The organism is Cobetia marina (assembly GCF_001720485.1).
Classification (GTDB): domain Bacteria; phylum Pseudomonadota; class Gammaproteobacteria; order Pseudomonadales; family Halomonadaceae; genus Cobetia; species Cobetia marina.
Genome location: NZ_CP017114.1, coordinates 683,099 through 705,528 on the forward strand (window position 1 = coordinate 683,099; position 22,430 = coordinate 705,528).

Below are 22,430 nucleotides of genomic sequence, written 5' to 3' on the forward strand. Positions count from 1 at the left end.
ATTAGACTTCACCGAATGAATGTCTGCGAAGTGCCCCACTAAGGAGGACAGGTTGAGCGATCAACCCACGCCATTGAGACCAGAGCCGGTCGGCGAAAGAGAGGGCGACCCTCTGCTGAATGCGCTGGTGTTCATGGCGCGTTACCACGGCAATCCCCGGTCAGCCGCCGTGCTGACAGACGGACTGCCGATGGAGGACGGGCGTTTGCCTCTGGCGCTTGTCAGCCGTGCAGCCGCGCGTGCCAATCTGAGCGCCAAACTGGTCAATCAACAGATCACCGCGATCAGCGATCTGTTGATGCCCTGCATTCTGATGTTGAATGAAGGGCGCGCTGTCGTGCTGCTGGAAGTGGATGCCAAGACAGAAAAGGCGCGAATCCATCAACCGGAAGCGGAAGGCGATGCATGGATCGAACTGGAAACGCTGACGGCACGCCATGATGGACGAGTGGTCTACCTGAAGCAGGAACACCGTTTCGATGAGCGCGCCCCGGAAACGCTGGAACAGAGCGATGGCCACTGGTTCTGGTCGACGCTGAAGCTCTCGACGCCTATCTATCGTGACGTGATTCTGGCCTCTGTCCTGATCAATCTGTTTGCCGTGGCATCGCCACTGTTCGTGATGAATGCCTATGACAAGGTGGTGCCCAATCTGGCGTTCAACACCTTGTGGGTCATGGCGACGGGCATGGCGATCATCATGGTATTCGATTTCGTGATGCGGCAGACGCGTGCCTATTTCATGGATACCGCCGGCAAGAAGTCCGAGGTGCTGCTGACTTCCAAGCTGTTTGCCAAGACCATGAATCTGCGCATGGAGTCGCGCCCCGGCTCCGTGGGCGGCTATGTGAAGCATCTCCAGGAATTCGATTCCATTCGCGAGTTCTTCACGTCAGCGACGTTGACCACACTCGTCGACCTGCCGTTTGCGCTGCTGTTTCTCGCCATCATCTGGATCGTCGCCGGGCCCCTGGTACTTGTCCCCCTGATAGCTCTCGTCATCCTGCTGATCTACAGCCTGGCGATACAGAGACCGCTTCGCAACAGCATCGAGAAGGGCTCGCGGCTGGCGACCGAGCGCAATGCGCGTCTCGTGGAAGCGGTCTCGGGGCTCGAGAGCCTCAAGCTGGCCAATGCTCAGGGAGAGACCCAGCGCCGCTATGAGCGTGCGGTGGGTCAGATCGCTCATTGGGGGGTGAAGAGCCGCAATCTGACGACATCCGTCAGCTCGCTGAGCATGTCATTGACGCAGGCCACCACGGTGGCACTGGTCGTGTTCGGGGTCTATCTGATCGCGGATGCACGACTCTCGGTGGGTGGGTTGATTGCCGCGGTCATGCTTTCCGGGCGTGCGCTTCAGCCCTTGGGGCAACTGGCGCTGCTGATTACCCGTATCGGGCAGACGCGCAGTGCCATGAGTGCGCTTGAGCAGATCATGGCGTTGCCTGAAGAGGCAGAAGATCGTCGTTACGTGCATCGCGAGACACTGCAGATGCGGATCGAGTTCGATCGTGTCGGCTTCGCCTATGCGCCCAACACGCCGCCGGCGGTGACCGATATCTCGTTGACCATCGAGCCAGGCGAGCGAGTGGCCATCATCGGCCGTATCGGTGCCGGCAAGAGCACCCTGCAGCGCCTGATCTGCGGACTCTATCGCGCTACCGCCGGCAGCGTGCGAGTCGATGGTCTTGACCTCAACCAGATCCATCCCGCCGATGTCCGGCGTCATATCGGGCATGCCGGTCAGGACAGTGCGCTGTTCTTCGGCTCTATCCGCGACAACATCACCCTGGGGCAGCCGCATGCCAGTGATACCCAGATTGAGCTTGCGGCCGATGCTGCCGGCGTGACCGAGTTCACTCGCCATCACCCGGAGGGACTTGATCGCCAGGTCGGGGAAGGGGGACGGATGCTGTCCAGTGGCCAACGTCAGACGGTCCTGATGGCTCGGGCGCTTCTGATGCGACCGCCGCTGCTGTTGCTCGATGAGCCCGGTTCGCACATGGACAATCGTGCCGAGCTGCGTCTGAGGCGTATGCTCAAGTCATTGCCGCGTACCCAGACCATGGTGCTGGTGACGCACAAGAGCAGCATGCTGGAAGTGGTAGACCGCGTCATCGTGATGGAAGGTGGGCGTATCGTCGCTGACGGTCCCAAGGACAAGGTATTGAATGCCTTGAATGAAAGGCGTGTGTCCGGGCGCAAGCAGGAGGCTCAACGTGGCTAAGGCACCGATTGAACAGCGCGATCTTCACCACCTGGATGACGTAAGCTCAGCCGTTCTGCTGGCGACCCCCTGGAAGTCACGCATCCTGATCTGGATGGTGCTGGCCTTCATCGTGGTGTTCGTCATCTGGGCCAGCCAGGCGAGCCTGGAGGTCGTGACGCGAGGTTCCGGCAAGGTGGTGCCCTCCACCCACCTCCAGGTCGTGCAGAATCTGGAAGGGGGGATCGTGCGCGAGATCTACATCAAGGAAGGGCAGATCGTGTCGCCCGGAGAGCCCTTGCTGCGCATTGATGACACCAGCGCCGGTTCCGACCTGCGCGAGCGTGTCTCGACCCTGGATGGCCTGCAGGCCACCATCATCCTGTACGACACCGAGCTGGATTCCATCGCGGTGGACGCCTCTGCCGATGACTGGAAGGACCAGGTCGTCATGACCCGCGTCCCCCTGCCATTCGATGAGGAGTTCAAGACTCGCAGTCCTGCACTTGTCGCGCGTGCGATGACCGCCTATCGCACCCACCTCAACCAGTTGAACAGTGGCTTGAATGGCTCTCGTGAGCAGATTCTGCAGAAGGAGCAGGAGCTGAGAGAGCTGAAGTCACGCATCAATAGCCTGGAGCGCAGCTACCAGCTGTCACGTCGTGAGCTCAACATGACAGCACCGCTGGTACGTGAAGGCGTGGTATCGCAAGTCGATCTGCTCAAGATCCAGCGTGAGGTGAATGATCTGCGGGGGGATCTGGAGTCGGCGCGACTGGCAGTGCCCGGCAAGCAGTCGGAGCTGGATGAGGCCATCTCGAATCGTGTCGGTGTTGCCCAGGAATTTCGCTCGCGTGCAGCAGATGAGCTGGCCAAGACTCAGGCGGATCTCGGGCGATTGCGTGAGGGGCGTACCAGTCTTCAGGACCGTCTTGACCGTACTTTGGTGACGTCTCCCGTTCAGGGGGCCATCAAGACCTTGAATATCAATACCATAGGCGGGGTCATCGAGCCTGGCGAAGATCTGATGGAAATCGTTCCCATCGAAGATCAGCTGCTGGTCCAGGCCCGGGTGGCACCCAAGGACATCGGCTTCCTGCGTATTGGCCAGCCTGCCGTGGTCAAGCTGTCCGCCTACGACTTCACCATCTATGGGGGGCTCGAAGGCGAGGTGGAGCAGATCAGTGCCGACACCGTTCAGGATGAAGAAGGCAACAGCTTTTATGAAATCAAGGTGCTCACGGAGCAGAACCACCTTGGAAGTGACTCAGACCCGCTCACGATCATCCCGGGCATGCAGGCCAGCGTGGATGTCATCACCGGTGAGCAGACCATCCTGCAGTACCTGATGAAGCCGATTCTGCGCGCCAGGCAAGGTGCCTTGCGTGAACGTTGATCATGGACATGAAGTATTCAAGGGCAACCCATAATGAAAAAGACACTCTTGGCATTGAGCGTGATGGCGGGGATGAGTTCCAGTCTCTCCGCCTCTGCGCAGTCATTGGAAGAAGCCGTTTCCAAGGCAGTGATGGAAAATCCGCGTACCCGCTTGCAGGTGACCCGTCATATCCAGCGTCTGGAAGAAGCGGAAGTCCAGCGTGGGGCCTATCGCCCGACGGTCGATCTGACCGGACGACTGGGCTATGGCAAGTTCGACTCCGAGGATGATGGGGTCAATGACGAGGATGACTGGCACGATTATCGTCGGTTGGATCTCACCATTCGCCAGCTGCTCTGGGACGGTGACACCACGATCGAGCGCATCCGTCAGGCAGAGACCGAAGCTGACTATCAGCGCCTGCAGACGGCCGCCGAAGCCAATGAAGTCGCGTTGGATACGGCCGGGGCCTATCTGGATGTCATGCGTGATGAGCTGATTCTCAAATATGCGCAGGCCAATCTCGATGCGCACCGTCGTATTTCCAGTGATATCGGGCGTCGTGCAGAGTCCGGTCTCGGCGCACGCAGTGACGTGCGTCAGGTGGATGGCCGCCTGGCCAATGCCGAGGCCAGCGTGCTGTCCGCCCGGAACAACCTCGAGGATTCCCGCTCGGCGTATCTGCGTCTGGTCGGTGAGCTGCCCACGGATCTGAACCTCCCCAGCCTCGATACCGATCTGATCAGTGCCGATGTGGAGAGTGCCTATGTCCAGGCCAATCAGCGCAACCCCCTGCTGGCAGCGGCACGGGTGTCCATTGATGCGGCTCGTCATGAGGTGAACGCTGAGAAGGGTGACAACTACCCGGAATTCAGCATCGAAGGCAATCGCACGCTGACGGACGATTATGATCAGGACGAGAGCAGTTCCGATGACTGGAGCGTCGAACTGGTCATGCGCTACAACCTGTATCGCGGTGGGCGGGATCAGGCCGAGATTCGCGGACGCCAGGCGGCGCTGGAAACCGTCGAGCATGACAATGATCGCGTGATGCGCGATGTGCGTGACGAGATCCGACTGGCCTGGAATGCACGCGAGAATCTCAAGCGTCAGATCGATTATCTGGAAAGCTATGTGCGTGCCGCGACGGATACGCGCGAAAGTTATCGCAAGCAGTTCGATATCGGCCGCAGGACGCTGCTGGATCTGCTGGACAGCGAAAGTGAGCTGTTCACTTCGCAGCAGAATCTGATTCGTGCACGTTTTGACCTGGAAACGGCCAACTATCGCTTGTTGTCCGCGACAGGTGCATTGCTGGATTCAATGAACGTTGCCGTACCGACCCGACAGGGTTGAGTCGCTCACGGCACCATCAGGAAGTGGTGCCGTGGTCATACTGACGGCTGATGAGGAAATCAGATGAGTCTTTCGCGCCGCCTGTTTACCTTGATGTTGTTGGTGCTGTTGGTGTTTTCCTTCGGTATCTTCTTCATTCAGGTCAACAATACCCGTGATTCACTGGCCGAACGACAGCGTGTCGAGCTCTCGAATCTCGCCCAGAGCCTGAGTCTTGCACTGGTGCCGCATGTCGAGCTTGGTGATGCTGCCAGCGCGGAAACCCTGATTCGCGCCACCCTGGATGGTGGATATGTCCGGGATATCCAGCTGGAAAGCGTCGCGCTCCCGGCCCCCATCGCGTTTGACATCACACGAGAAAGCCAGGCACCCGAGTGGTTTCAGCAGATGATTCCCATGCCGGTAGAAACGGTCACCCGTGAATTGCCGGGTGGGTGGGCCTCTCTGGGGACGATCTCGCTGACGGGAGAGCCGGCCCAGGGGCACGATGACCTCTGGAAGCTCGCCAAACGGCTCGGACTCTGGTTGCTGTTGGGGGGCTTGTTGACCCTGCTGGTGGCCTCGCTGGTCATGCGTCGCCTGCTGCGCCCTCTGGACCGCCTCTCCGCACGTCTCAACGAGATGGAGACACAGCGTTTCGACGCGCCTCTGGAGGAAACCAGTGTCAAGGAGCTGCGTGGCATCACGTCGGCGGTCAATCGACTCGGGCAGCGTCTGCATACCCAGTTCGAGGCTCAGGCGGCGCAGTTGGCGCGCCTGCAGCGCCAGGCAGAACAGGACGCTGTCTCGGGGCTTGGCAACCGTGGTTACCTCAATCGTGCAGTGGATGAATGGCTGAGTGAGCCTCTGGGAGGCAGCTTCGCACTGTTGCGGGTCGCGCAGCTTGAAGTCGTCTATCAGGAGCAGGGCTACAAGGGACGCGATGCACTGCTGCGCGCCATCGCCCAGCGGCTTGAGCAGCGTGAGCTGGCCGGGGAGCCCATCGTGGCAGGGCGATTGGCCAATCATGACTTCGGCTTGCTGTTGCCAGAAGCCGATGAGTCCGCGCTGCAGGCCTTCTTGAAGGGCATCACCGAAGATATCGATCGACTGCTGGATGCCAATCCCATGGCGAACAGCCGCCCGATCGGTTGTGTCATCGGGGCGGCAAGGCGAGAGCCGGGCATGACCCGCACCCAGTTGTTCACGGTGGCGGACACGACCTTGCTGCAGGCCATCGAGCATGGCAGCAGCGTCGCGCTTGCCGAGGAAGGGGATCAGGCGCGTCCACGCGGCGAATGGCGAGACGTCATCGAGCAGTCGCTGGAGCGCCCTGATGGGCTCGATTTCGTGGCGCAGCCCGTGCTGTTCAATGATGGCAGTGAGCTGCACCGGGAGCTGTTCGCGCGTCTGCGTGAAGGGGACCAGCTGCACCGAGCCGGCGATTTCCTGCCGGTCGTGCGCCATTTCCGTCTGGGAGCACGCTTCGACCTGCATGCGCTGGAGTGGCTGGCTGCCCATGTCGATGGCATCGAGGCCCCACGTCTGGCGCTCAACCTCACCGAGGAGACGCTGGATGATGAGGCGAGCTTCTCGGGACTCATCAGCTGGTTGGGAGTCCATCCGCGTCTCTGCAAGCGTCTGGATATAGAAGTGTCGGAAAGCATCGCGCTTCGCCATCTGGAGCGCGTCAAGCTGCTGTTCCGGCGTGCACGCCGGCTGGGCGCGCGTGGAGGCATTGACCGCTTTGCACGTGAGCTGAAGGAGCTCAGTTATCTGGAGGCGCTGCGTCCGGACTACGTCAAGATCGATCAGGCATTCTTCAAGCGTGACGATGTGGACACCGAGCTGTTGCAAAGCCTGTGCATGACGGCGCATCAGGTCGAGTCTCTGGTGATCGTGACACGGGTCGAATCCGAACAGGACCAGGCGCGCGTGATGTCCCTTGGCGCCGACGGCTATCAGGGCTATGTGGCACCGGCCGTCGATGTCATGGCGAGGAAGCCCTGATAGACAGCCAGGGGCTGGTCGCCATGTGGCAGAGACGCTGCTTCAGCTGGCTGATCGCCTGGGTATTGATGCTGTTCACGGTCGGTTCCGTACTGGCCCGCGATACGCAGGCACAACGTTTCATCGAGGTCTATGGTCAACCGGGGTGGGCGAGAGTCCAGCAATGGGAGCAGCTGCTCGTGGATCTCGACGGGCAGCCGGCCAGGCGTCAGCTCAGTGAGGTCAATGATTTCTTCAACCGGATGCATTTCACCGATGACATGCGCGTCTGGGGGAAGGAGGATTACTGGGCGACCCCGCTTGAGTTCCTGGGGGCCGGCGCAGGGGACTGCGATGATTTTGCCATGGCCAAGTATCTGACATTGCGTCAGCTGGGCGTGCCGGAGAGTTCCTTGCGCCTGCACTACGTCAAGGCATTGAGGCTCAATCAGTTCCACATGGTCGTCACCTATCAGGGCGCGGGCATGTCGATGCCTGATGTGCTGGACAACCTCAACAGCTCCATCCTGCCGGCCAGTGAGCGCACCGATCTCCTGCCGATCTACAGCTTCAATGGCAACGCGTTGTGGATGAGCAAGCGGCTGGAGGGGGGAGAGCGCATCAGCGACAGCCGAGGGCTGTCGAGTCTCACGGACTGGCAACGACGCTACAAGGACGGTGTCCTGAAAGCTCCCCTGCGCAAGCGCCCCTGAGGCGAGGGGCAGTTCAGCGTCGAAGCGCGACAGGTATCAAGCAGAACGCCCCGTGGCCGGACCGCCACGGGGCGTTCTGCTTCATGCGGTGTCGGATCGCTTCATTCCGGCGTGTTGCCGCGCAGATGGAGCACTTCGAGCAGGTTGCCGTAACGGTGACGGCTGGGCATGGTCGCCAGGCCGGAGAACAGCAGCCAGAAGAGGCGCTTCCCGCGAGTGAGCTGATGCGTATGCTGCAGCAGGCGCGACAGCAGACGGTTCTCGTCGCGCTCCTTGTAGCTCGGGGCCATGCTGACCTGCTCACGCACCAGCACCGGGGCCATTTCGAGTCGATACAGCGTTTCGAGTTCCCGGAAGCTCAGGCCGTGTGCCTCGACCACTTCGGCCATGTGCTGATACTCCGCCTCGCGGGGGTCACGCTCCTCCCAGAGAGGCGCCAGCGCCAGCCAGACCTCCTGGCGGCGTTCGAGCAGGGCGGCCACATCGGGGGCGAGGTGAGCGTTCTGGTCGTTCATGGAGAGATCCCGAGCGAAGGCTGTCAGACAGACACACCATCAACGGATGGCGCGAAGCAGGACAGCGGTGTGATGGCGGTGTGCTGAATGCGTCACATGATACGGCAGTCGTCATGGAGGGCTCCAGTGACGTGACATCAGCGCGGGTTGGCCCGCCGGGGCGGACAGCGTCGCCGACAGCCGCTAGAATAGCGGCCAGCAGCAGGCACACACGCCTGCATGTCCTGATTCGACAGCCAGACTTACCAGACGTTTTCAGAGCAAGGTACCGGTCGCGCAGCGTGCGCCGTGGTCATTGCATACTGGAATCGGGCATCAGCATCGGCGGGTACACGCCGGGCCAACAGCAAACGAGGTTCTTACGTGATCATCAAACCCAAGGTTCGCGGCTTCATCTGCACCACGACTCATCCCAAGGGCTGCGAGCAGAATGTTGCCGAGCAGATCGCCATCACCCGCAAGACGGTCGGTGACAAGCGCGACGGTGGCCCGAAGAAGGTGCTGGTGATCGGTGCTTCCAGCGGCTATGGCCTCGCGGCGCGTATCACGGCAGCCTTTGGTTACGGCGCGGACACCCTGGGTGTCTTCTTCGAGAAGCCGGGCACCGAGAAGAAGGCCGGTACCGCAGGCTGGTACAACTCTGCCGCCTTCGACAAGTTCGCCAAGCAGGAAGGGCTCTACAGCCAGGCCATCAATGGCGACGCCTTCTCGCACGAGACGCGCGCCAAGGCCATCGAGCTGATCAAGGCCAACATGGGCGAAGTCGATCTCGTGGTCTACTCGCTGGCCTCTCCGGTGCGCAAGCTGCCGGACAGCGGTGAAGTGAAGCGCTCCGTGCTCAAGCCGATCGGCGAGACCTACCGGGCGACCGCCATCGACACCAACAAGGACACCATCATCGAAGCGGAGGTCGAGCCGGCCACTGAGCAGGAAATCGAAGATACCGTCACCGTGATGGGTGGTCAGGATTGGGAGCTGTGGATGCAGGCGCTGGACGACGCCGGCGTGCTGGCGGATGGCGCCCGCTCCGTGGCCTTCAGCTACATCGGTACCGAGATCACCTGGCCGATCTACTGGCACGGTGCGCTGGGTCGCGCCAAGGAAGATCTGGACCGCGCCGCCGGCAGCATCCACGAGAAGCTGTCCGCCAAGGGCGGTCGTGCCCACGTGGCCGTGCTCAAGTCCGTGGTCACCCAGGCCAGCGCCGCGATTCCGGTCATGCCGCTCTACATCTCCATGGTCTACAAGATCATGAAGGAGAAGGGCCTGCACGAAGGCACCATCGAGCAGCTCAACCGCTTCTACGCCGAGCGCTTCTATGGTGAAGGCGAGATCGTCACCGACGAGTCCGGCCGTCTGCGTCTCGACGACTGGGAGCTCAAGGACGACGTCCAGCAGGCCTGTCAGGAACTGTGGCCGCAGGTCACCAGCGACAACCTGTTCGATATCACCGACTACGCCAGCTACAAGCAGGAATTCCTCAAGCTGTTCGGCTTCACGCGTGATGATGTCGATTACGATGCCGACGTCGCCACCGACGTCGAATTCGATGTCGTGCAGATGTAAGAGCGCTTCAGCAAGCGCAGAGGTCAGGGTAGCGAGCGCTGCCAGCTGACCGCTGCCCGCTGAGCGATGACGACGCCACCCTTCGGGGTGGCGTCGTCGTATGTGGCGGCCTCATCTTGAGCGTCATGCCAGTCCGGGCCAGGCACAAGTGCCAGAGGCATGGCACAATATGGCGGCAGGTTTTCCCCACCCTCACGCGATGGACCTCGACTCACACCCATGCCCGTGGATTCACTGGTTTCCCCCCAGGCCCAGCAACGCCAGATCGGCTTCGTGCTGTTGCCCGGCTTCTCGTTATTGTCCCAGGCCTGTGCGCTGGAGCCCCTGCAGGTGGCCAATCAGCTCGCGGGGCAGACACTCTATCGGGCCGTCACCTTTGCGCTGGACGGGCGCGGTGTGGCGTCCGCTGCGGGCTTGAACCTGTCACCGGACAGCCTGGTCGCCAGTGATTCGCGCCATCTGGACGCCCTGTTCGTGTGCGGTGCTCAGCCGGCGGGTGAGGCGGGCCTGCAGGAGGTGGCCTCGAATCCCGCGCTGCTGGCCTGGCTCAAGCGTCTGGCCGAGCGTGGCGTGATGCTGGGCGGTATCTCCACCGGCACCCGTGAGCTGGCTCGCGCCGGGCTGCTTGATGGCTATCGTGCGACGATCCACTGGCAGCGTGCCGAGTCGTTCCGTCGCGACTTCCCGCAGGTCAACGTCTCCCATCAGCTGTATGAGCTGGACCGTGATCGTGTCACCTGCGGCGGGGGTACCGCGGCGATGGACATGATGATGACGTTGATCGCCCAGCAGCATGGCCGCGCCCTGGCCGAGAAGGTCTCCGAGCACTTCGTCTGCGAGCGTATCCGGCTGGCGGACGAGCCACAGCACGTGCCGCTCAAGAACCGTTTCGCCCATGCGCCCCAGCCGCTGGTGGAGGCCGTGACCCTGATGGAAGCCAATATCGAGGAGCCGCTGTCCACCCACGAGATCGGCGAGCACCTCGGGATCTCGCGGCGTCAGCTGGAGCGGCTGTTCAAGAAGCATCTGCAGGCGGTGCCCAGCCGCTACTATCTGGATCTGCGTCTGGCACGCTCACGTCAGCTCTTGCGCGAGAGTGATCAGCCCATCGGCGAGATCGCGCTGGCCACCGGCTTTTCCAGCGCCGCTCACTTCTCCACGGCGTTCCGCAACCATTTCGGGCGCAGCCCGCGCGACGAACGTCTCATGCTGCAGGCCTGAAATGTCGCATCGGTGACAAAAGTCGCCTCCTGACATAAGTCGTCGTCCTTTCGCTGAAAGTCTTTGTCATCTCGCCTCCCTATACTCGGGAGTCATGACCCGTGGCTCGCCGATCATCGGCCTGCCACGCAACGCCCCGCGATGAGGAAGAGACGATGACCCAGCTGACCCGTGCCGATTTCGACCATGCCATGGTGCCCAACTACGCACCCCAGGCTGCCATTCCGGTACGCGGCGAGGGCAGCCGTCTGTGGGATCAGGAAGGTCGTGAGTACATCGACTTCGCCGGCGGCATCGCCGTCACCTCGCTGGGTCACTGCCACCCGGCACTGGTCAAGGCGCTCAAGGATCAGGCCGACAAGGTCTGGCACCTGTCCAACGTCTACACCAACGAGCCGGCCCTGGCGCTGGCCAAGGCGCTGACCGAGCGCACCTTCGCCGACAAGGTCTACTTCTGCTCCTCCGGTGGTGAGGCCAACGAAGCCGCGCTCAAGCTGGCACGTCGTTTCGCCCACGACACCCATGGCGAGAAGAAGGACAAGATCATCTCCTTCCGTCAGTCCTTCCATGGCCGCACCTTCTTCACCGTCAGCGTCGGTGGTCAGCCCAAGTATTCCCAGGGCTTCGGGCCGATTCCGGGCGGGATCCAGCACGCCGAATTCAACAACCTCGACTCCGTGCGCGAGCTGATGGGCGATGACACCTGCGCGATCATCGTCGAGCCGCTGCAGGGCGAGGGCGGCATCATTCCGGGGGAGCAGGCCTTCCTCGAGGGGCTGCGTGAGCTGTGCGACCAGCACGATGCGCTCTTGATCTTCGATGAAGTCCAGAGCGGTGCCGGGCGGACCGGCCACCTCTACGCCTACCAGCACTTCGGCGTGGTGCCGGACATCCTGACCACCGCCAAGGGCATCGGTGGCGGTTTCCCGTTGGGCGCCATGCTGACCACGGATCGCATCGCGCCGGCCATGGCCATCGGCACTCACGGTTCCACCTACGGCGGCAACCCGCTGGCATGTGCGGTGGGGCTGGCGGCGCTCGAGACCATCGACACGCCGGAAGTGCTCGAGGGCGTCGCGCATCGCCACCAACTGCTGCGCAATGGCCTGGAAGGCATCGCCAAGCGTCACGGTGTCTTCAAGGAAGTGCGTGGCATGGGCCTGTTGATCGGTGCCCAGATGGCGCCGGACTATGCGGGCCGTGCCAAGGACATTCTCAATCTGGCGATGGAAGAAGGTCTGATGGTGCTGGTCGCCGGGCCTGACGTGCTGCGTCTGGCACCGTCGCTGGTGATCAGTGAAGCCGAGCTCCAGAGCGGTCTCGACAAGCTCGACCGTGCCGTGGCGAGCTTCGTCGCCGCCTCTGCATCTGCATGAGCAGCGCCATGAGCAGTGCCCCGATGCTGGTGGTGCGGCCTGCCGAAAGCCGCGATCTGCTCGCCCTCGAGCGGCTCGCGGCCTCGGCCACGCCACGCCTGACCAATCTGCCGGCACATCGTGACCGCCTCGAGGAGCGCATCACGCGCTCCCAGCGCAGCCTGCGTGCCGAGATCGATTTTCCCGGTGACGAGATCTACTGCTTCGTGCTCGAGGATCTCGATAGCGGGGAAGTGGTCGGTACCGCCTCGCTGCGCGCCGAGGCTGGCGCGCGGGAGGCCTACTACACCTATCGTCAGGAAACGCTGATCCACGCCTCGCAGCAGCTCAACGTGCGCCATGAAGTGCAGACGCTGTCGCTGTCGCATGAGGTGTCGGATGCCACGCTGCTGTGCGCGCTGTCGCTGGATGCCCGCTACCGCGAGACGGATGCGGACAGCCTGCTGCGTCGTGCACGCATGATGTTCATCGCCCAGTACCCGGAACGCTTCGCCAATGAACTGGCGGTGGCCTTCCCGGGCTATCTGGAAACGCGCGACGAGCGTCAGGTCAGCCCGTTCTGGGACAGCGTCGGCCAGCACTTCTTTGATCGTGATTTCAATGACATCAACCAGATGGCGGGGGTGCGCTCCAAGAGCTTCATCGCCGAGGTGATGCCGCCGTTCCCGCTCTATCTGCCGCTTCTCACGCCCCAGGCGCGCGCTGCCATCGGGCGCGAGAATCCGCGCCACGAGTACGCCATGCAGGAGATGCTCGCCGAAGGCTTCTCGCGCTCGCGCCACGTCGACATCTTCGATGCGGGCCCCTTGCTGCTGGCGGAGTGCGAACGTCTGCACACCTTCAAGCAGTGCGGCTGGCACCCGGTGCGTATCCGTCCGCAGGAAAGCCTGCCGGACGCGGTGCCGGCGATGGTCGCCAACCAGCGGCTCGGCGATTTCCGCTGCGTGCTGGCGCGCTATGCACTGACGCCGACCGGCCAGCTGATGCTGACGCCGCAGCAGGCCGAGGTACTGGGGGTGGAAGAAGGGCGTGCGGTGCTTGCCGTGCCGATGCCCTTGCCGGCGGTCGATGAGGGAGAGCTGTAATGCGTATTCGTCCTATCGCTCGTCACGATATCGAAGGCCTCAAGGTGCTGGCGCGGGAAACCGGCGTCGGCTTCACCTCACTGCCGGACAATCATGAATTTCTCAGCGCCAAGATCGAGCGCACCCTGGCCGCCTTCGAAGGCTGGGAACCCGGCGATGATCGCCTGTACTTCTTCGTGCTCGAGGATGAGCGCGACGGCAGCATCGCGGGCTGCTGCGCCATCGAGGCCTGTGTGGGCACCGATGCGCCGTTCTATCACTACCGGCTCGGCTCGCTGGCGCATTCCTCGGTGCAGCTCGATCTGCATCGCACCCTGGATACGCTGACGCTGTGCTCCGATCACACCGGCGATGCCGAGGTCTGCTCGCTGTTCCTGCGTGAGGGCTGGCGCAAGGACCGCAACGGTGCGCTGCTCTCCAAGGTGCGCTGGCTGTTCATGGCCCAGTTCCGCGAGGCCTTCCCCGACAAGGTGCTGGCCGAGATGCGCGGTGTCTTCACGCCCGAGGGGCGCAGCCCGTTCTGGGAGTGTCTGGGCAGCCACTTCTTTCCGATGGACTTCAATGAGGCCGACCGCCTCACCGGCATGGGCCAGAAGAGCTTCATCGGCGAGCTGATGCCCAAGTTCCCGATCTACACGCCGTTTCTCTCCGAGCAGGCGCGTGCCGCCATCGGGCAGGTGCACGAGCACACCCGCCCGGCGGTGGCGATGCTCAAGAAGGAAGGGCTGCGCTGGGAAGGCTATGTCGACATCTTCGATGGCGGCCCGACGGTCGAGGCCTATATCGATGACGTGCGCGGCGTCCGTGACAGCCAGCTGGCATGTGTCGAGGTGATCGCGTCTGATGCCCCGGCCTGTGAGCGTCCCGCCGTGATGGCCGCCACCACCGGTATGGCGGACTTCCGCGCCAGCTGGATCAGCCATGCTGTCACGCGGGACGACGCGGGTGCCTGCCATGTGCGCCTTCACCGTGATGAGGCCGAACGCCTCGGCGTCACCGGCGGTGACACGCTACGCGTGCTGGCCAGCTGAAGCATTCGCCCCGGGCATCCGCTTCTTTGCGCCATCTCGCAGGCCCATGTCGCCTTGCGTCCTTTTGCCATCAGCGGGGCAGATCGCCAACTGCCCCGTTATCTCCTTGTTCAGCGTCGCTTACGCGGCGCGCCCTTTCGATGAGGCATGCCATGACCACTACGACTCCGACTCCCGCCACACTCAACGTGCGTCAACAGCTCTTCATCGACGGCGCGTGGCAAGCGGGGGAGGCCGAATCCTTCACCAAGACCGACCCCGTCTCCCAGGCACGCCTGTGGCAGGGCGCCTCGGCCACTGCCGAGCAGGTCGAGCAGGCCGTCGCGGCAGCGCGTCAGGCATTCCCGACCTGGGCGCGTCTGGGCTTCGAGGCACGTCTGGCGGTGGTGGAGCGTTTCCGCGATCAGCTGGAGCAGCATCGTGAAGCGCTGGCGATCTGCATCGCCAGTGAAACCGGCAAGCCGCTGTGGGAAGCGCGTACCGAGGTCGGCGCGATGATCGGCAAGATCGCGATCTCGGTGAAGGCCTATCACGAGCGTACCGGCGAGCGCGCCAAGGATGTCGCGGGCACCCAGGCGGTCCTGCGCCACCGCCCGCATGGTGTGATGGCCGTCTTTGGCCCCTACAACTTCCCGGGGCACCTGCCCAACGGCCACATGGTACCGGCGCTGCTGGCGGGCAATGCCTGCGTGTTCAAGCCCTCCGAGCTGACTCCGGCCACCGCCGATCTCACCCTGCAATGCTGGGAGGCCGCGGGCCTGCCGGCCGGCGTGATCAATCTGGTGCAGGGCGCGGCGGACGTCGGTCAGGCCCTGTCCCAGTCCGAGGGCATCGATGGGCTGCTGTTCACCGGCAGTGCCAAGGTCGGCAAGCTGCTTCACCGTCAGTTCGCCGGTCAGGTCGGCAAGCTGCTGGCGCTGGAACTGGGCGGCAACAATCCGCTGGTGGTGCGTGATGTGCAGGATGAAACCGCCGCGGTGCTGGCGATCATCCAGTCGGCCTTCGCCTCGGGCGGTCAGCGCTGCACCTGTGCGCGCCGCCTGATGGTGCCGCAGGGCGAGGTCGGTGATCGTCTGATCGAGGCGCTGGCCACGGCGCTGCGCGAGTTGCGCGTGGCGGGGCAGTTCGAGCAGGACGCGCCCTTCTATGGCGGCTTGGCCAGTGTCGCGGCGGCCGAGGGCCTGCTCAAGGCGCAGGATGATCTCGAAGCGCTGGGCGGCAATGTCCTCGTGCGCATGCAGCAGCTTGAAGAGGGCACCAGTCTGCTCAGCCCGGCGCTGATCGATGTCACCGGCCTTGCGCTCGAGGACGAGGAATTCTTCGGTCCGCTGCTCAAGATCCATCGCTACACCGACTGGGACGAGGCCATCGCGCTGGCCAATGACACCCGCTACGGTCTCTCGGCCGGGCTGATCGGCGGTGAGCGTGCTGACTGGGACGACTTCCTGCTGCGCATTCGCGCCGGCATCGTCAACTGGAACCGCCAGACCACCGGCGCCTCCGGCGACGCGCCCTTCGGTGGCATCGGCGACAGCGGCAACCACCGTCCCAGCGCCTATTACGCGGCCGACTATGTCAGCTATCCGGTCGCCTCGATGGAAGCCGAGGCGCTGGCGCTGCCCGCGACCCTGCCGGCCGGTATCCGTCTGTAAGGCCGTCCGTTCGGGCACCGCTGCCGCTTACCCATTGTTGACCACGACGCTCGCCGTGCCTGCTCCCTGAGGTGCCAAGGCGTCGTGGCAGGAGACCTTCATGTCCGATACTCCGTATCAAGAGATCAATTTCGATGGCCTGGTCGGCCCGACCCACAACTACGCCGGTCTGGCGCATGGCAACGTGGCCTCGATGCGTCACGGCGGGCTGGCCTCCAACCCGCGCGAAGCCGCGTTGCAGGGCCTCGACAAGATGAAGTCGCTGGCGGATCTGGGTTATGCACAGGGGATTCTGCTGCCGCAGCAGCGCCCGGACCTTGGCGCACTGCGTGATCTCGGCTTCACCGGCAGCAATGCCCAGGTGTTGAAGGCGGCCAGCGAGCAGGCACCGCAGCTTCTGCGCGCGGTGTGTTCCGCCTCCAGCATGTGGACGGCGAACGCCGCCACCGTCACGCCCTCGCGCGACAGCGGTGATGGCCGCGTGCACTTCACGCCGGCCAACCTGCAATCCAGTTTCCACCGCTACCTGGAGCCCGCGACCACCGGACGCATCCTCGGTGCCATCTTCGCCGACGATGCCCATTTCGCGCATCATCCTGCGCTGCCCGCGACGCCGGCCTTCTCCGATGAAGGTGCGGCCAATCATACGCGGCTGTGTGATGGCCACGGCGGGCCGGGCGTGCATCTCTACGTCTATGGCCGTCAGGCCTTCGGCGGTGACGGCGTCGAACCGCGTCGCTATCCGGCGCGTCAGACACTGGAAGCCAGTCAGGCCGTCGCGCGTCAGCATGGCCTGAGCGAGGATCAGGTGGTGTTCGCCCAGCAGCATCCGGAGGCCATCGATGCCGGTGTCTTCCACAACGATGTCATCGCGGTGGGCAATGGCCCGGTGCTGTTCTATCACGAGCTGGCCTTCCGCGATGAGGAGGCGGTGCTCAACGAAATTCGCGCGAAACTGTCCACACCGCTGATCCCGATCCGCGTGCCGCTGGAAGCCGTCAGCCTCGAGGATGCCGTCTCCTCCTACCTCTTCAACTCGCAGTTGCTCTCCAATGACGATGGCAGCATGACGCTGGTGGTGCCGGGCGAGTGTCAGGAGAACGAGGCGGTATGGAATGCGCTGCAGAATGCGATTCTGGCCGGCCCGAACCCGATCGGGGAAGTGCTGGTCAAGGACGTCAAGCAGAGCATGCGCAATGGCGGTGGCCCGGCCTGCCTGCGTCTGCGCGTGGTACTGAGTGACGCCGAGCGCGCCGCGCTGTCCGGGCGTGTGATGATGACGGATCAGCTGCACGGCGAGCTGGGTGACTGGGTCAAGCGTCACTATCGTGACAGCCTGACGCCGGCGGATCTCGCCGACCCGCAGCTGGCCGAGGAGACACTGGCGGCGCTGGATGAGCTGACGCGGCTGTTGAAGGTCGGCAATGTCTACGCCTTCCAGCGTTGATCGCCTGGCCCGAGCCCATACGACACAGCCCCCATCGGGTTCGCCGATGGGGGCTGTGTCGTTGTGGAGGTGTGGTCTGACATTTGAGAATCAGATGCCGTGGCGCGACTCAGGCCAGTTGTGGCTGCACCATGCGCTTGGGCTCGCGGCGCACCGGCCAGTGCACGAGCGCGGCCAGCAGACCGAAGATGCCGCTGGCGATCCACAGCAGGTCGTAGCTGCCGGTCAGCTGATAGACCACACCACCGCCCCAGGCCCCCAGGAAGGCGCCGACCTGATGCGCGGCCAGCACCATGCCGAACACGAAGGCCTGACGCTTCTGGCCGAAGTAGAGCGCGACGGCCTGGCTGGTCAGTGGCACCGTCGACAGCCACAGCACGCCCATGATCGCGCCGAAGGCGTAGAGCAGCATGCTGCTGGGCGGGATGACCACCATCGCCATCACTAGTGCGGCGCGGCACAGATAGATCAGCATCAACAGCTGCGGCGGGTGACGGCGGCCGCCCCAGGCACCGAACAGGATGGTGCCGGCGATATTGAGCGCGCCGATGATCGCCAGCGTGTTGCCGGCCACGTTCAGGGGCAGACCGCAGGCGACCACGAAATTGGGCAGGTGGGTGGCGATGAAGGCGACGTGCACGCCGCAGACGAAGAAGCCGCCGGCCAGCGCCAGAAAGCGCCGGTCCTGCAGCAGCGGGCCCTGGCTCGGGACATCCTCTGCCTGTGTTTCACTGCCGGCCGGCGGGCGACGCAGCAAGGGCAGGGCCATGGGAATCAGCAGCAGACAGCTGGCGCCGAGCGCCAGCATGGCGATCTTCCAGTCGATCAGCACCAGCATCGGGGTCGCGACCGAGTAGACTAGCTGCCCGAAGGAGCCGCCGGCCGAGGCGATGCCCAGGCCGATGCCACGATGCTGGAGGGGAACCACGCGCGTGACGGCGGCCAGCACCAGCGGGAAGGTGGTCGCCCCGATACCGATGCCGGCCAGCACGCCGGCGCCCAGCATCCACACCGTCGGAGTCGGCCAGAGGGCGGTGACGCCCATGCCGACCGCATAGCACAGGCTGCCGACCAGGAAGACGCTGAGCGTGCCGAAGCGATCCGACAGCTTGCTGGCGATGGGCGCGGCCAGCCCGAAGACCAGATTCTGGATGGCGAGGGCAAATGACAGGCTGCCCATGCCCCAGGCAAGCTCGCTGGCCATCGGTGGCAGCATGAAGCCCATCGCCTGGCGCGCGCCGGTATTGATGGCGAGTATCAGCGCTGCCAGCGCGATCGCCGCCTTCCAGTTGAGTTGCATGTCAGATCCTCATGCCGGGAATCGTTATTGTCGTTGTTCTTGCAGTTCTTGCAGTTCTTGCAGTTCTTGCAGTTCTTGCGGTCCCTGCGCCCGGTGCTGGCCATGGGCGGAACATCCTCCATGAGGACTCTCGCTACATTTCACTTTATTCTCATAAAAGTACAGATGCCGGATACGCCACTGTCAGACGCGTCTGCGACACTCTCGTCCATACCAGGCAGTCACATGGCTTCGCGGGAGTCCTCGCTCCGGTGCGCCGCCATCATTCTCGACCGCTACCGGCCCAGTCCCGAGGCGGACCGATGTCATGCAAACATCTGCCGATGACAAGGCGTGAAACGCTATACTGTGTGGCATGCGAGACAGCATCTGCATGGCCATGATGAGCCCAGTGACATCACACTGTTTCCTTTTTGGCACCGTGGTGCCGAATCGTGACCTGTAGAATTCACCGATTCGAATCGTGCCAGGCCTCAAAGCCTGGGGTCGGTCCCTGACGCCGAACCCACGCCACGTCAGTCAGATGACGCCATGGCTGGCCGCGACACCCTGCACGCGTTGTCCGAACCCTGTCCCCCTGCTTCATGCTCCTGAGGAGAAGCCCCTTGGCCAACTTCACTCTGAACGGCAAGGCCGTCAGTCTCGAGGTCGATCCGCAAACCCCGTTGCTTTGGGTGCTGCGTGAACACCTGGGCCTGACCGGTACCAAGTTCGGTTGCGGAATCGCCCAGTGCGGCGCCTGCACCGTGCACCTGAACGGCACCGCGGCGCGCACCTGTGTCCTGCCGGTACTGGCCGCCGAGGGTGGTGACATCGTCACCATCGAGGGGCTGGCCGAGAACGATGACCACCCGCTACAGCAAGCCTGGGTCGAGGAGCAGGTGCCGCAGTGCGGTTACTGCCAGTCCGGCCAGATCATGCAGGCCGCTGACTTCCTCAAGCACACACCGAACCCCACCGATGAGCAGGTCACTGCCGCCATGGCGGGCAACCTGTGTCGTTGCATGGCGTACGTGCGTATCCATCGTGCGGTGAAGCGTGCCGCCGCGATCGCCAGTGAGCGCGACACGGCGCAGGTGATGGGCCAGCAGACCGAGGCCACCGCCGCGACTGCCGGTGTCGGCACATTCGATCCGCGTGCCACGGCAGATGCCGTGAGCCATTCTGCTGCCGAGGAGACATCTCATGGCAAGGTTTGAAGATACGCTGGGCCGGCATCAGCGCGCTCAGGCAGCCACTCGTCACCCCTCGAGCCAGCACGGCATCACGCGGCGTGGTTTTTTGATCGGCAGTGTCGCGGGTTCCGCGATGCTGGCGTTCGGGGTCTCCGGCGCAGCCCTGGCTAGCGGCGCCGATGACGGCCGCTCTGCCAGCGAGACGCTGTCCGCCGGCGCCTTCGAGCCGACCATGTGGTATGCCATCGGCACTGACGGCACCATCACCATCCATATCACCAAGGCCGAGATGGGACAGCACGTCGCCACCAGCCTGGCGCGTCTGGTCATCGAGGAGCTCGAGGCCGATCTGGCCTCCGTCGAGATCGTCTACGTCGACAGCGATCCCAAGTGGGGCTACATGATCACCGGCGGCAGCTGGTCGGTGAATCACAGCTACCAGCCGCTGTCGCAGGCGGGGGCTGCCGGGCGTATCGCGTTGATCGAAGCGGGCGCCAGACAGATGGGCGTGTCTGTCGAGAGCTGCAAGGCGCGCAAGGGCCGTGTCATCAGTGGCGATCAGTCACTGGGCTATGGCGAGATCGTCGCGGCAGGCCTTGAGCGCAGCTTCACGGAAGATGAGCTGGCGGCCATCGAGCTCAAGCCGGCCTCCGAGCGCCGCGTGCTCGGCACCAAGGGCAATGCGCTGGACGTGCCGGCCAAGACCAACGGTCAGGCGGTCTACGGCATCGATTACACCCTGCCTGCCGAGGTGGAAGCCCGTGTCGGCAAGACGCTGCATGCGCGCCCGGTGTTGCCGCCGAGTCGCTTCGGCTGCAAGGTCACGGCCGTGGATGACAGCGAAGCCCAGAAGGTCATCGGCTATCGCCAGACCATTGAGCTCAAGGATCCGTCCGGCATGTGTCAGGGGTGGCTTGCGGTCATCGCCGACAACTTCTCGGCGGCCATGCGTGCCACTGACCTGCTCAAGGTGGAATGGAGCAAGGGCGACAGCTATCACGTCGATGAGGCGGCGATCCAGGCAGAAGGCCAGCGACTGGTCAGCGCCCCGAGTCGTGACAATGGCTCGCTGATGGTGGATCAGGGTGACCCTTCCGCGCTGATCGAAGGTGCGGCGACCACGGTGGAGTCCACCTTCACCACCTCAAGCGTGCTGCACTTCACTCTGGAGCCGGCCAATGCACTGGCCTATGAGGAGGAGGGGCATTGGCATGTCCACTGCGGCAACCAGCAGCAGTCATTGCTGATTCCCCTCGTCGCCAAGGCGCTGGACGTCGAGGATGGCAAGATCACTCACCACCAGCTGTATCTGGGCGGTGGCTTCGGGCGTCGTCTCCACGGTGACTACGCCGTGCCGGCGGCACTGGCGGCCAAGGCCGTGGGGCGTCCGGTCAAGATGATCTTCACGCGCCCGGACGATAGCCGTTTCGATTGCGTGCGCTCGCCCTCGGTGCAGCGTGTGCGTTCCGGTCTGGATGCCGAGGGCCGTGTCGTGGCCTCCGAGCACGCCGCCGCGGCAGGCTGGCCGACTGCCGCGCTGATGCCGAGCTTCCTCGCCGAAGCCGTGGAAGGCGGTGGCAAGCTGGATTCCTTCTCCATCAGTGGCGCGGACCACTGGTACAACGTCGGCACCCAGCGTGTCTGGGCGCAGCAGAACAAGGTCGCTCATGAGGCCTTCGTGCCGGGGTATCTGCGCTCCGTCGCACCGGGCTGGACGCTATGGGCGGTCGAGCAGCACATCGATGAGCTGGCGCAGGCAGCCGAGCAGGATCCGGCTGAATTCCGCCTCTCGCTGCTGGACGCCGAAGGCCGCAATGCCGGCAAGGCGCCGGTCAGCACGGGCGGGGCGGAACGTCTGCGCAACGTGCTCACGCGCGTGATGGAGAAGTCCGGTTGGAGCGAGCGTGACAGCCTGCCGGAAGATACCGGCATGGGCGTGGCGCTGAGCTTCGGTCAGGAACGCAGCATGCCGACCTGGGTGGCCTGCGTGGCACGGGTCAAGGTCGATCGCGCCACTGGCGAGGTCAAGATCGAGAAGCTGACCAGTGTCGTCGATGCCGGTACCCTCGCACACCCGGATGGCGCCATGGCGCAGCTGGAGGGCTCGCTTTTGTGGGGCGTCTCGATGGCGCTGCACGAAGGCACCGAATACCGCGAGGGTGGCCCGGTGGCGCAGAATCTGGGCGCCTACCAGCCGCTGCGCATGCATCAGGTGCCGCAGATGGATCTCGAGTTCGTTGACAGTACCGAGATGCCGGTCGGTCTTGGCGAGCCGGGTACCACGGTGGTCGCACCGGCGGTGGCCAATGCCATCCATCACGCCGTAGGCGTTCGTCTGCGTGATCTGCCGATGCGCCCGGCGGCGCTCAAGGCCGCGCTCAGCGAGGCCTGATCCTCACCGGTGAATGCGTCTGATACCCGCCACTCCGGCATGCCCGGGT

General features: G+C 63.7%; 16 protein-coding genes. 14 read left to right on the forward strand and 2 right to left on the reverse strand.

Annotated features, from left to right (window positions below; translation table 11 throughout):
* Positions 1–52 precede the first annotated feature (52 nt).
* The 5 genes from BFX80_RS02995 to BFX80_RS03015 all read left to right on the forward strand — a co-directional run bounded on the left by BFX80_RS02995 (position 53) and on the right by BFX80_RS03015 (position 7,621).
* The gene (locus tag BFX80_RS02995) at positions 53–2,227 is read left to right on the forward strand and encodes a type I secretion system permease/ATPase (protein WP_240499650.1); all 2,175 of its coding nucleotides are present in this window, start codon (positions 53–55) and stop codon (positions 2,225–2,227) included.
* Positions 2,220–3,602, forward strand: coding sequence for an HlyD family type I secretion periplasmic adaptor subunit (locus tag BFX80_RS03000; RefSeq protein WP_084207911.1), 1,383 nt, complete (start codon positions 2,220–2,222; stop codon positions 3,600–3,602). The genes BFX80_RS02995 and BFX80_RS03000 overlap by 8 nt, the downstream gene beginning before the upstream one ends.
* A 33-nt stretch (positions 3,603–3,635) precedes the next feature.
* On the forward strand, positions 3,636–4,940 hold the full coding sequence (locus BFX80_RS03005; RefSeq protein WP_084207912.1) for a TolC family outer membrane protein: 1,305 nt from the start codon (positions 3,636–3,638) through the stop codon (positions 4,938–4,940).
* Between the two features lie 63 nt (positions 4,941–5,003).
* Complete coding sequence (locus tag BFX80_RS03010) at positions 5,004–6,929, forward strand: bifunctional diguanylate cyclase/phosphodiesterase (protein ID WP_084207913.1); 1,926 nt, start codon at positions 5,004–5,006, stop codon at positions 6,927–6,929.
* A 23-nt stretch (positions 6,930–6,952) separates the two neighbouring features.
* Positions 6,953–7,621 carry a transglutaminase-like cysteine peptidase gene (locus BFX80_RS03015; RefSeq protein ID WP_077378262.1) on the forward strand — a complete coding sequence of 223 codons (669 nt, stop codon included), beginning with the start codon at positions 6,953–6,955 and terminating at the stop codon, positions 7,619–7,621.
* Between the two features lie 101 nt (positions 7,622–7,722).
* Here the strand turns inward: BFX80_RS03015 and BFX80_RS03020 are convergent, their stop codons facing one another.
* The gene (locus tag BFX80_RS03020; protein WP_077378265.1) at positions 7,723–8,136 is read right to left on the reverse strand and encodes a DUF7079 family protein; all 414 of its coding nucleotides are present in this window, start codon (positions 8,134–8,136) and stop codon (positions 7,723–7,725) included.
* Between the two features lie 363 nt (positions 8,137–8,499).
* Between BFX80_RS03020 and fabV the strand changes: the two genes are divergently transcribed.
* The 7 genes from fabV to astB all read left to right on the forward strand — a co-directional run bounded on the left by fabV (position 8,500) and on the right by astB (position 17,514).
* On the forward strand, positions 8,500–9,702 hold the full coding sequence (gene fabV / locus BFX80_RS03025) for an enoyl-ACP reductase FabV (protein WP_077378268.1): 1,203 nt from the start codon (positions 8,500–8,502) through the stop codon (positions 9,700–9,702).
* 219 nt (positions 9,703–9,921) lie between these two features.
* On the forward strand, positions 9,922–10,923 hold the full coding sequence (locus tag BFX80_RS03030) for a GlxA family transcriptional regulator (RefSeq protein WP_169477227.1): 1,002 nt from the start codon (positions 9,922–9,924) through the stop codon (positions 10,921–10,923).
* Positions 10,924–11,078: 155 nt separating this feature from the next.
* On the forward strand, positions 11,079–12,299 hold the full coding sequence (locus BFX80_RS03035) for an aspartate aminotransferase family protein (protein WP_077378271.1): 1,221 nt from the start codon (positions 11,079–11,081) through the stop codon (positions 12,297–12,299).
* A gap of 23 nt (positions 12,300–12,322) precedes the next feature.
* Positions 12,323–13,384, forward strand: a complete 1,062-nt coding sequence (locus BFX80_RS03040) for an arginine N-succinyltransferase (RefSeq protein WP_077378480.1) — start codon at positions 12,323–12,325, stop codon at positions 13,382–13,384.
* Positions 13,384–14,415: an arginine N-succinyltransferase gene (astA, locus tag BFX80_RS03045; protein WP_077378274.1), complete on the forward strand. Its 1,032-nt coding sequence runs from the start codon at positions 13,384–13,386 to the stop codon at positions 14,413–14,415. Before BFX80_RS03040 ends, astA begins: the two co-directional genes overlap by 1 nt.
* Positions 14,416–14,567: 152 nt before the next feature.
* Entirely contained in the window at positions 14,568–16,067 is a 1,500-nt protein-coding gene (gene astD, locus BFX80_RS03050) for a succinylglutamate-semialdehyde dehydrogenase (protein WP_077378277.1), read from the forward strand.
* A gap of 100 nt (positions 16,068–16,167) precedes the next feature.
* Complete coding sequence (astB, locus tag BFX80_RS03055) at positions 16,168–17,514, forward strand: N-succinylarginine dihydrolase (protein ID WP_077378280.1); 1,347 nt, start codon at positions 16,168–16,170, stop codon at positions 17,512–17,514.
* A gap of 109 nt (positions 17,515–17,623) precedes the next feature.
* Here the strand turns inward: astB and BFX80_RS03060 are convergent, their stop codons facing one another.
* On the reverse strand, positions 17,624–18,814 hold the full coding sequence (locus BFX80_RS03060) for an MFS transporter (RefSeq protein ID WP_077378283.1): 1,191 nt from the start codon (positions 18,812–18,814) through the stop codon (positions 17,624–17,626).
* 605 nt (positions 18,815–19,419) lie between these two features.
* Between BFX80_RS03060 and BFX80_RS03070 the strand changes: the two genes are divergently transcribed.
* Positions 19,420–20,013, forward strand: coding sequence for a (2Fe-2S)-binding protein (locus BFX80_RS03070; RefSeq protein WP_103751465.1), 594 nt, complete (start codon positions 19,420–19,422; stop codon positions 20,011–20,013).
* Positions 20,000–22,381 (forward strand): xanthine dehydrogenase family protein molybdopterin-binding subunit, encoded by a 2,382-nt coding sequence (locus BFX80_RS03075; protein ID WP_084207915.1) that lies wholly within the window; start codon positions 20,000–20,002, stop codon positions 22,379–22,381. The genes BFX80_RS03070 and BFX80_RS03075 overlap by 14 nt, the downstream gene beginning before the upstream one ends.
* Positions 22,382–22,430: the final 49 nt, after the last annotated feature.

Bases quoted from the DNA above. Each gene is read 5' to 3' on its own strand.
- BFX80_RS03005 (WP_084207912.1), top strand. From the start codon at position 3,636: ATGAAAAAGACACTCTTGGCATTGAGCGTGATGGCGGGGATGAGTTCC.
- BFX80_RS03010 (WP_084207913.1), top strand. From the start codon at position 5,004: ATGAGTCTTTCGCGCCGCCTGTTTACCTTGATGTTGTTGGTGCTGTTG.
- BFX80_RS03015 (WP_077378262.1), top strand. From the start codon at position 6,953: ATGTGGCAGAGACGCTGCTTCAGCTGGCTGATCGCCTGGGTATTGATG.
- BFX80_RS03020 (WP_077378265.1), bottom strand. From the start codon at position 8,136: ATGAACGACCAGAACGCTCACCTCGCCCCCGATGTGGCCGCCCTGCTC.
- BFX80_RS03030 (WP_169477227.1), top strand. From the start codon at position 9,922: ATGCCCGTGGATTCACTGGTTTCCCCCCAGGCCCAGCAACGCCAGATC.
- BFX80_RS03035 (WP_077378271.1), top strand. From the start codon at position 11,079: ATGACCCAGCTGACCCGTGCCGATTTCGACCATGCCATGGTGCCCAAC.
- BFX80_RS03040 (WP_077378480.1), top strand. From the start codon at position 12,323: ATGCTGGTGGTGCGGCCTGCCGAAAGCCGCGATCTGCTCGCCCTCGAG.
- astA (WP_077378274.1), top strand. From the start codon at position 13,384: ATGCGTATTCGTCCTATCGCTCGTCACGATATCGAAGGCCTCAAGGTG.
- astD (WP_077378277.1), top strand. From the start codon at position 14,568: ATGACCACTACGACTCCGACTCCCGCCACACTCAACGTGCGTCAACAG.
- astB (WP_077378280.1), top strand. From the start codon at position 16,168: ATGTCCGATACTCCGTATCAAGAGATCAATTTCGATGGCCTGGTCGGC.
- BFX80_RS03060 (WP_077378283.1), bottom strand. From the start codon at position 18,814: ATGCAACTCAACTGGAAGGCGGCGATCGCGCTGGCAGCGCTGATACTC.
- BFX80_RS03075 (WP_084207915.1), top strand. From the start codon at position 20,000: ATGGCAAGGTTTGAAGATACGCTGGGCCGGCATCAGCGCGCTCAGGCA.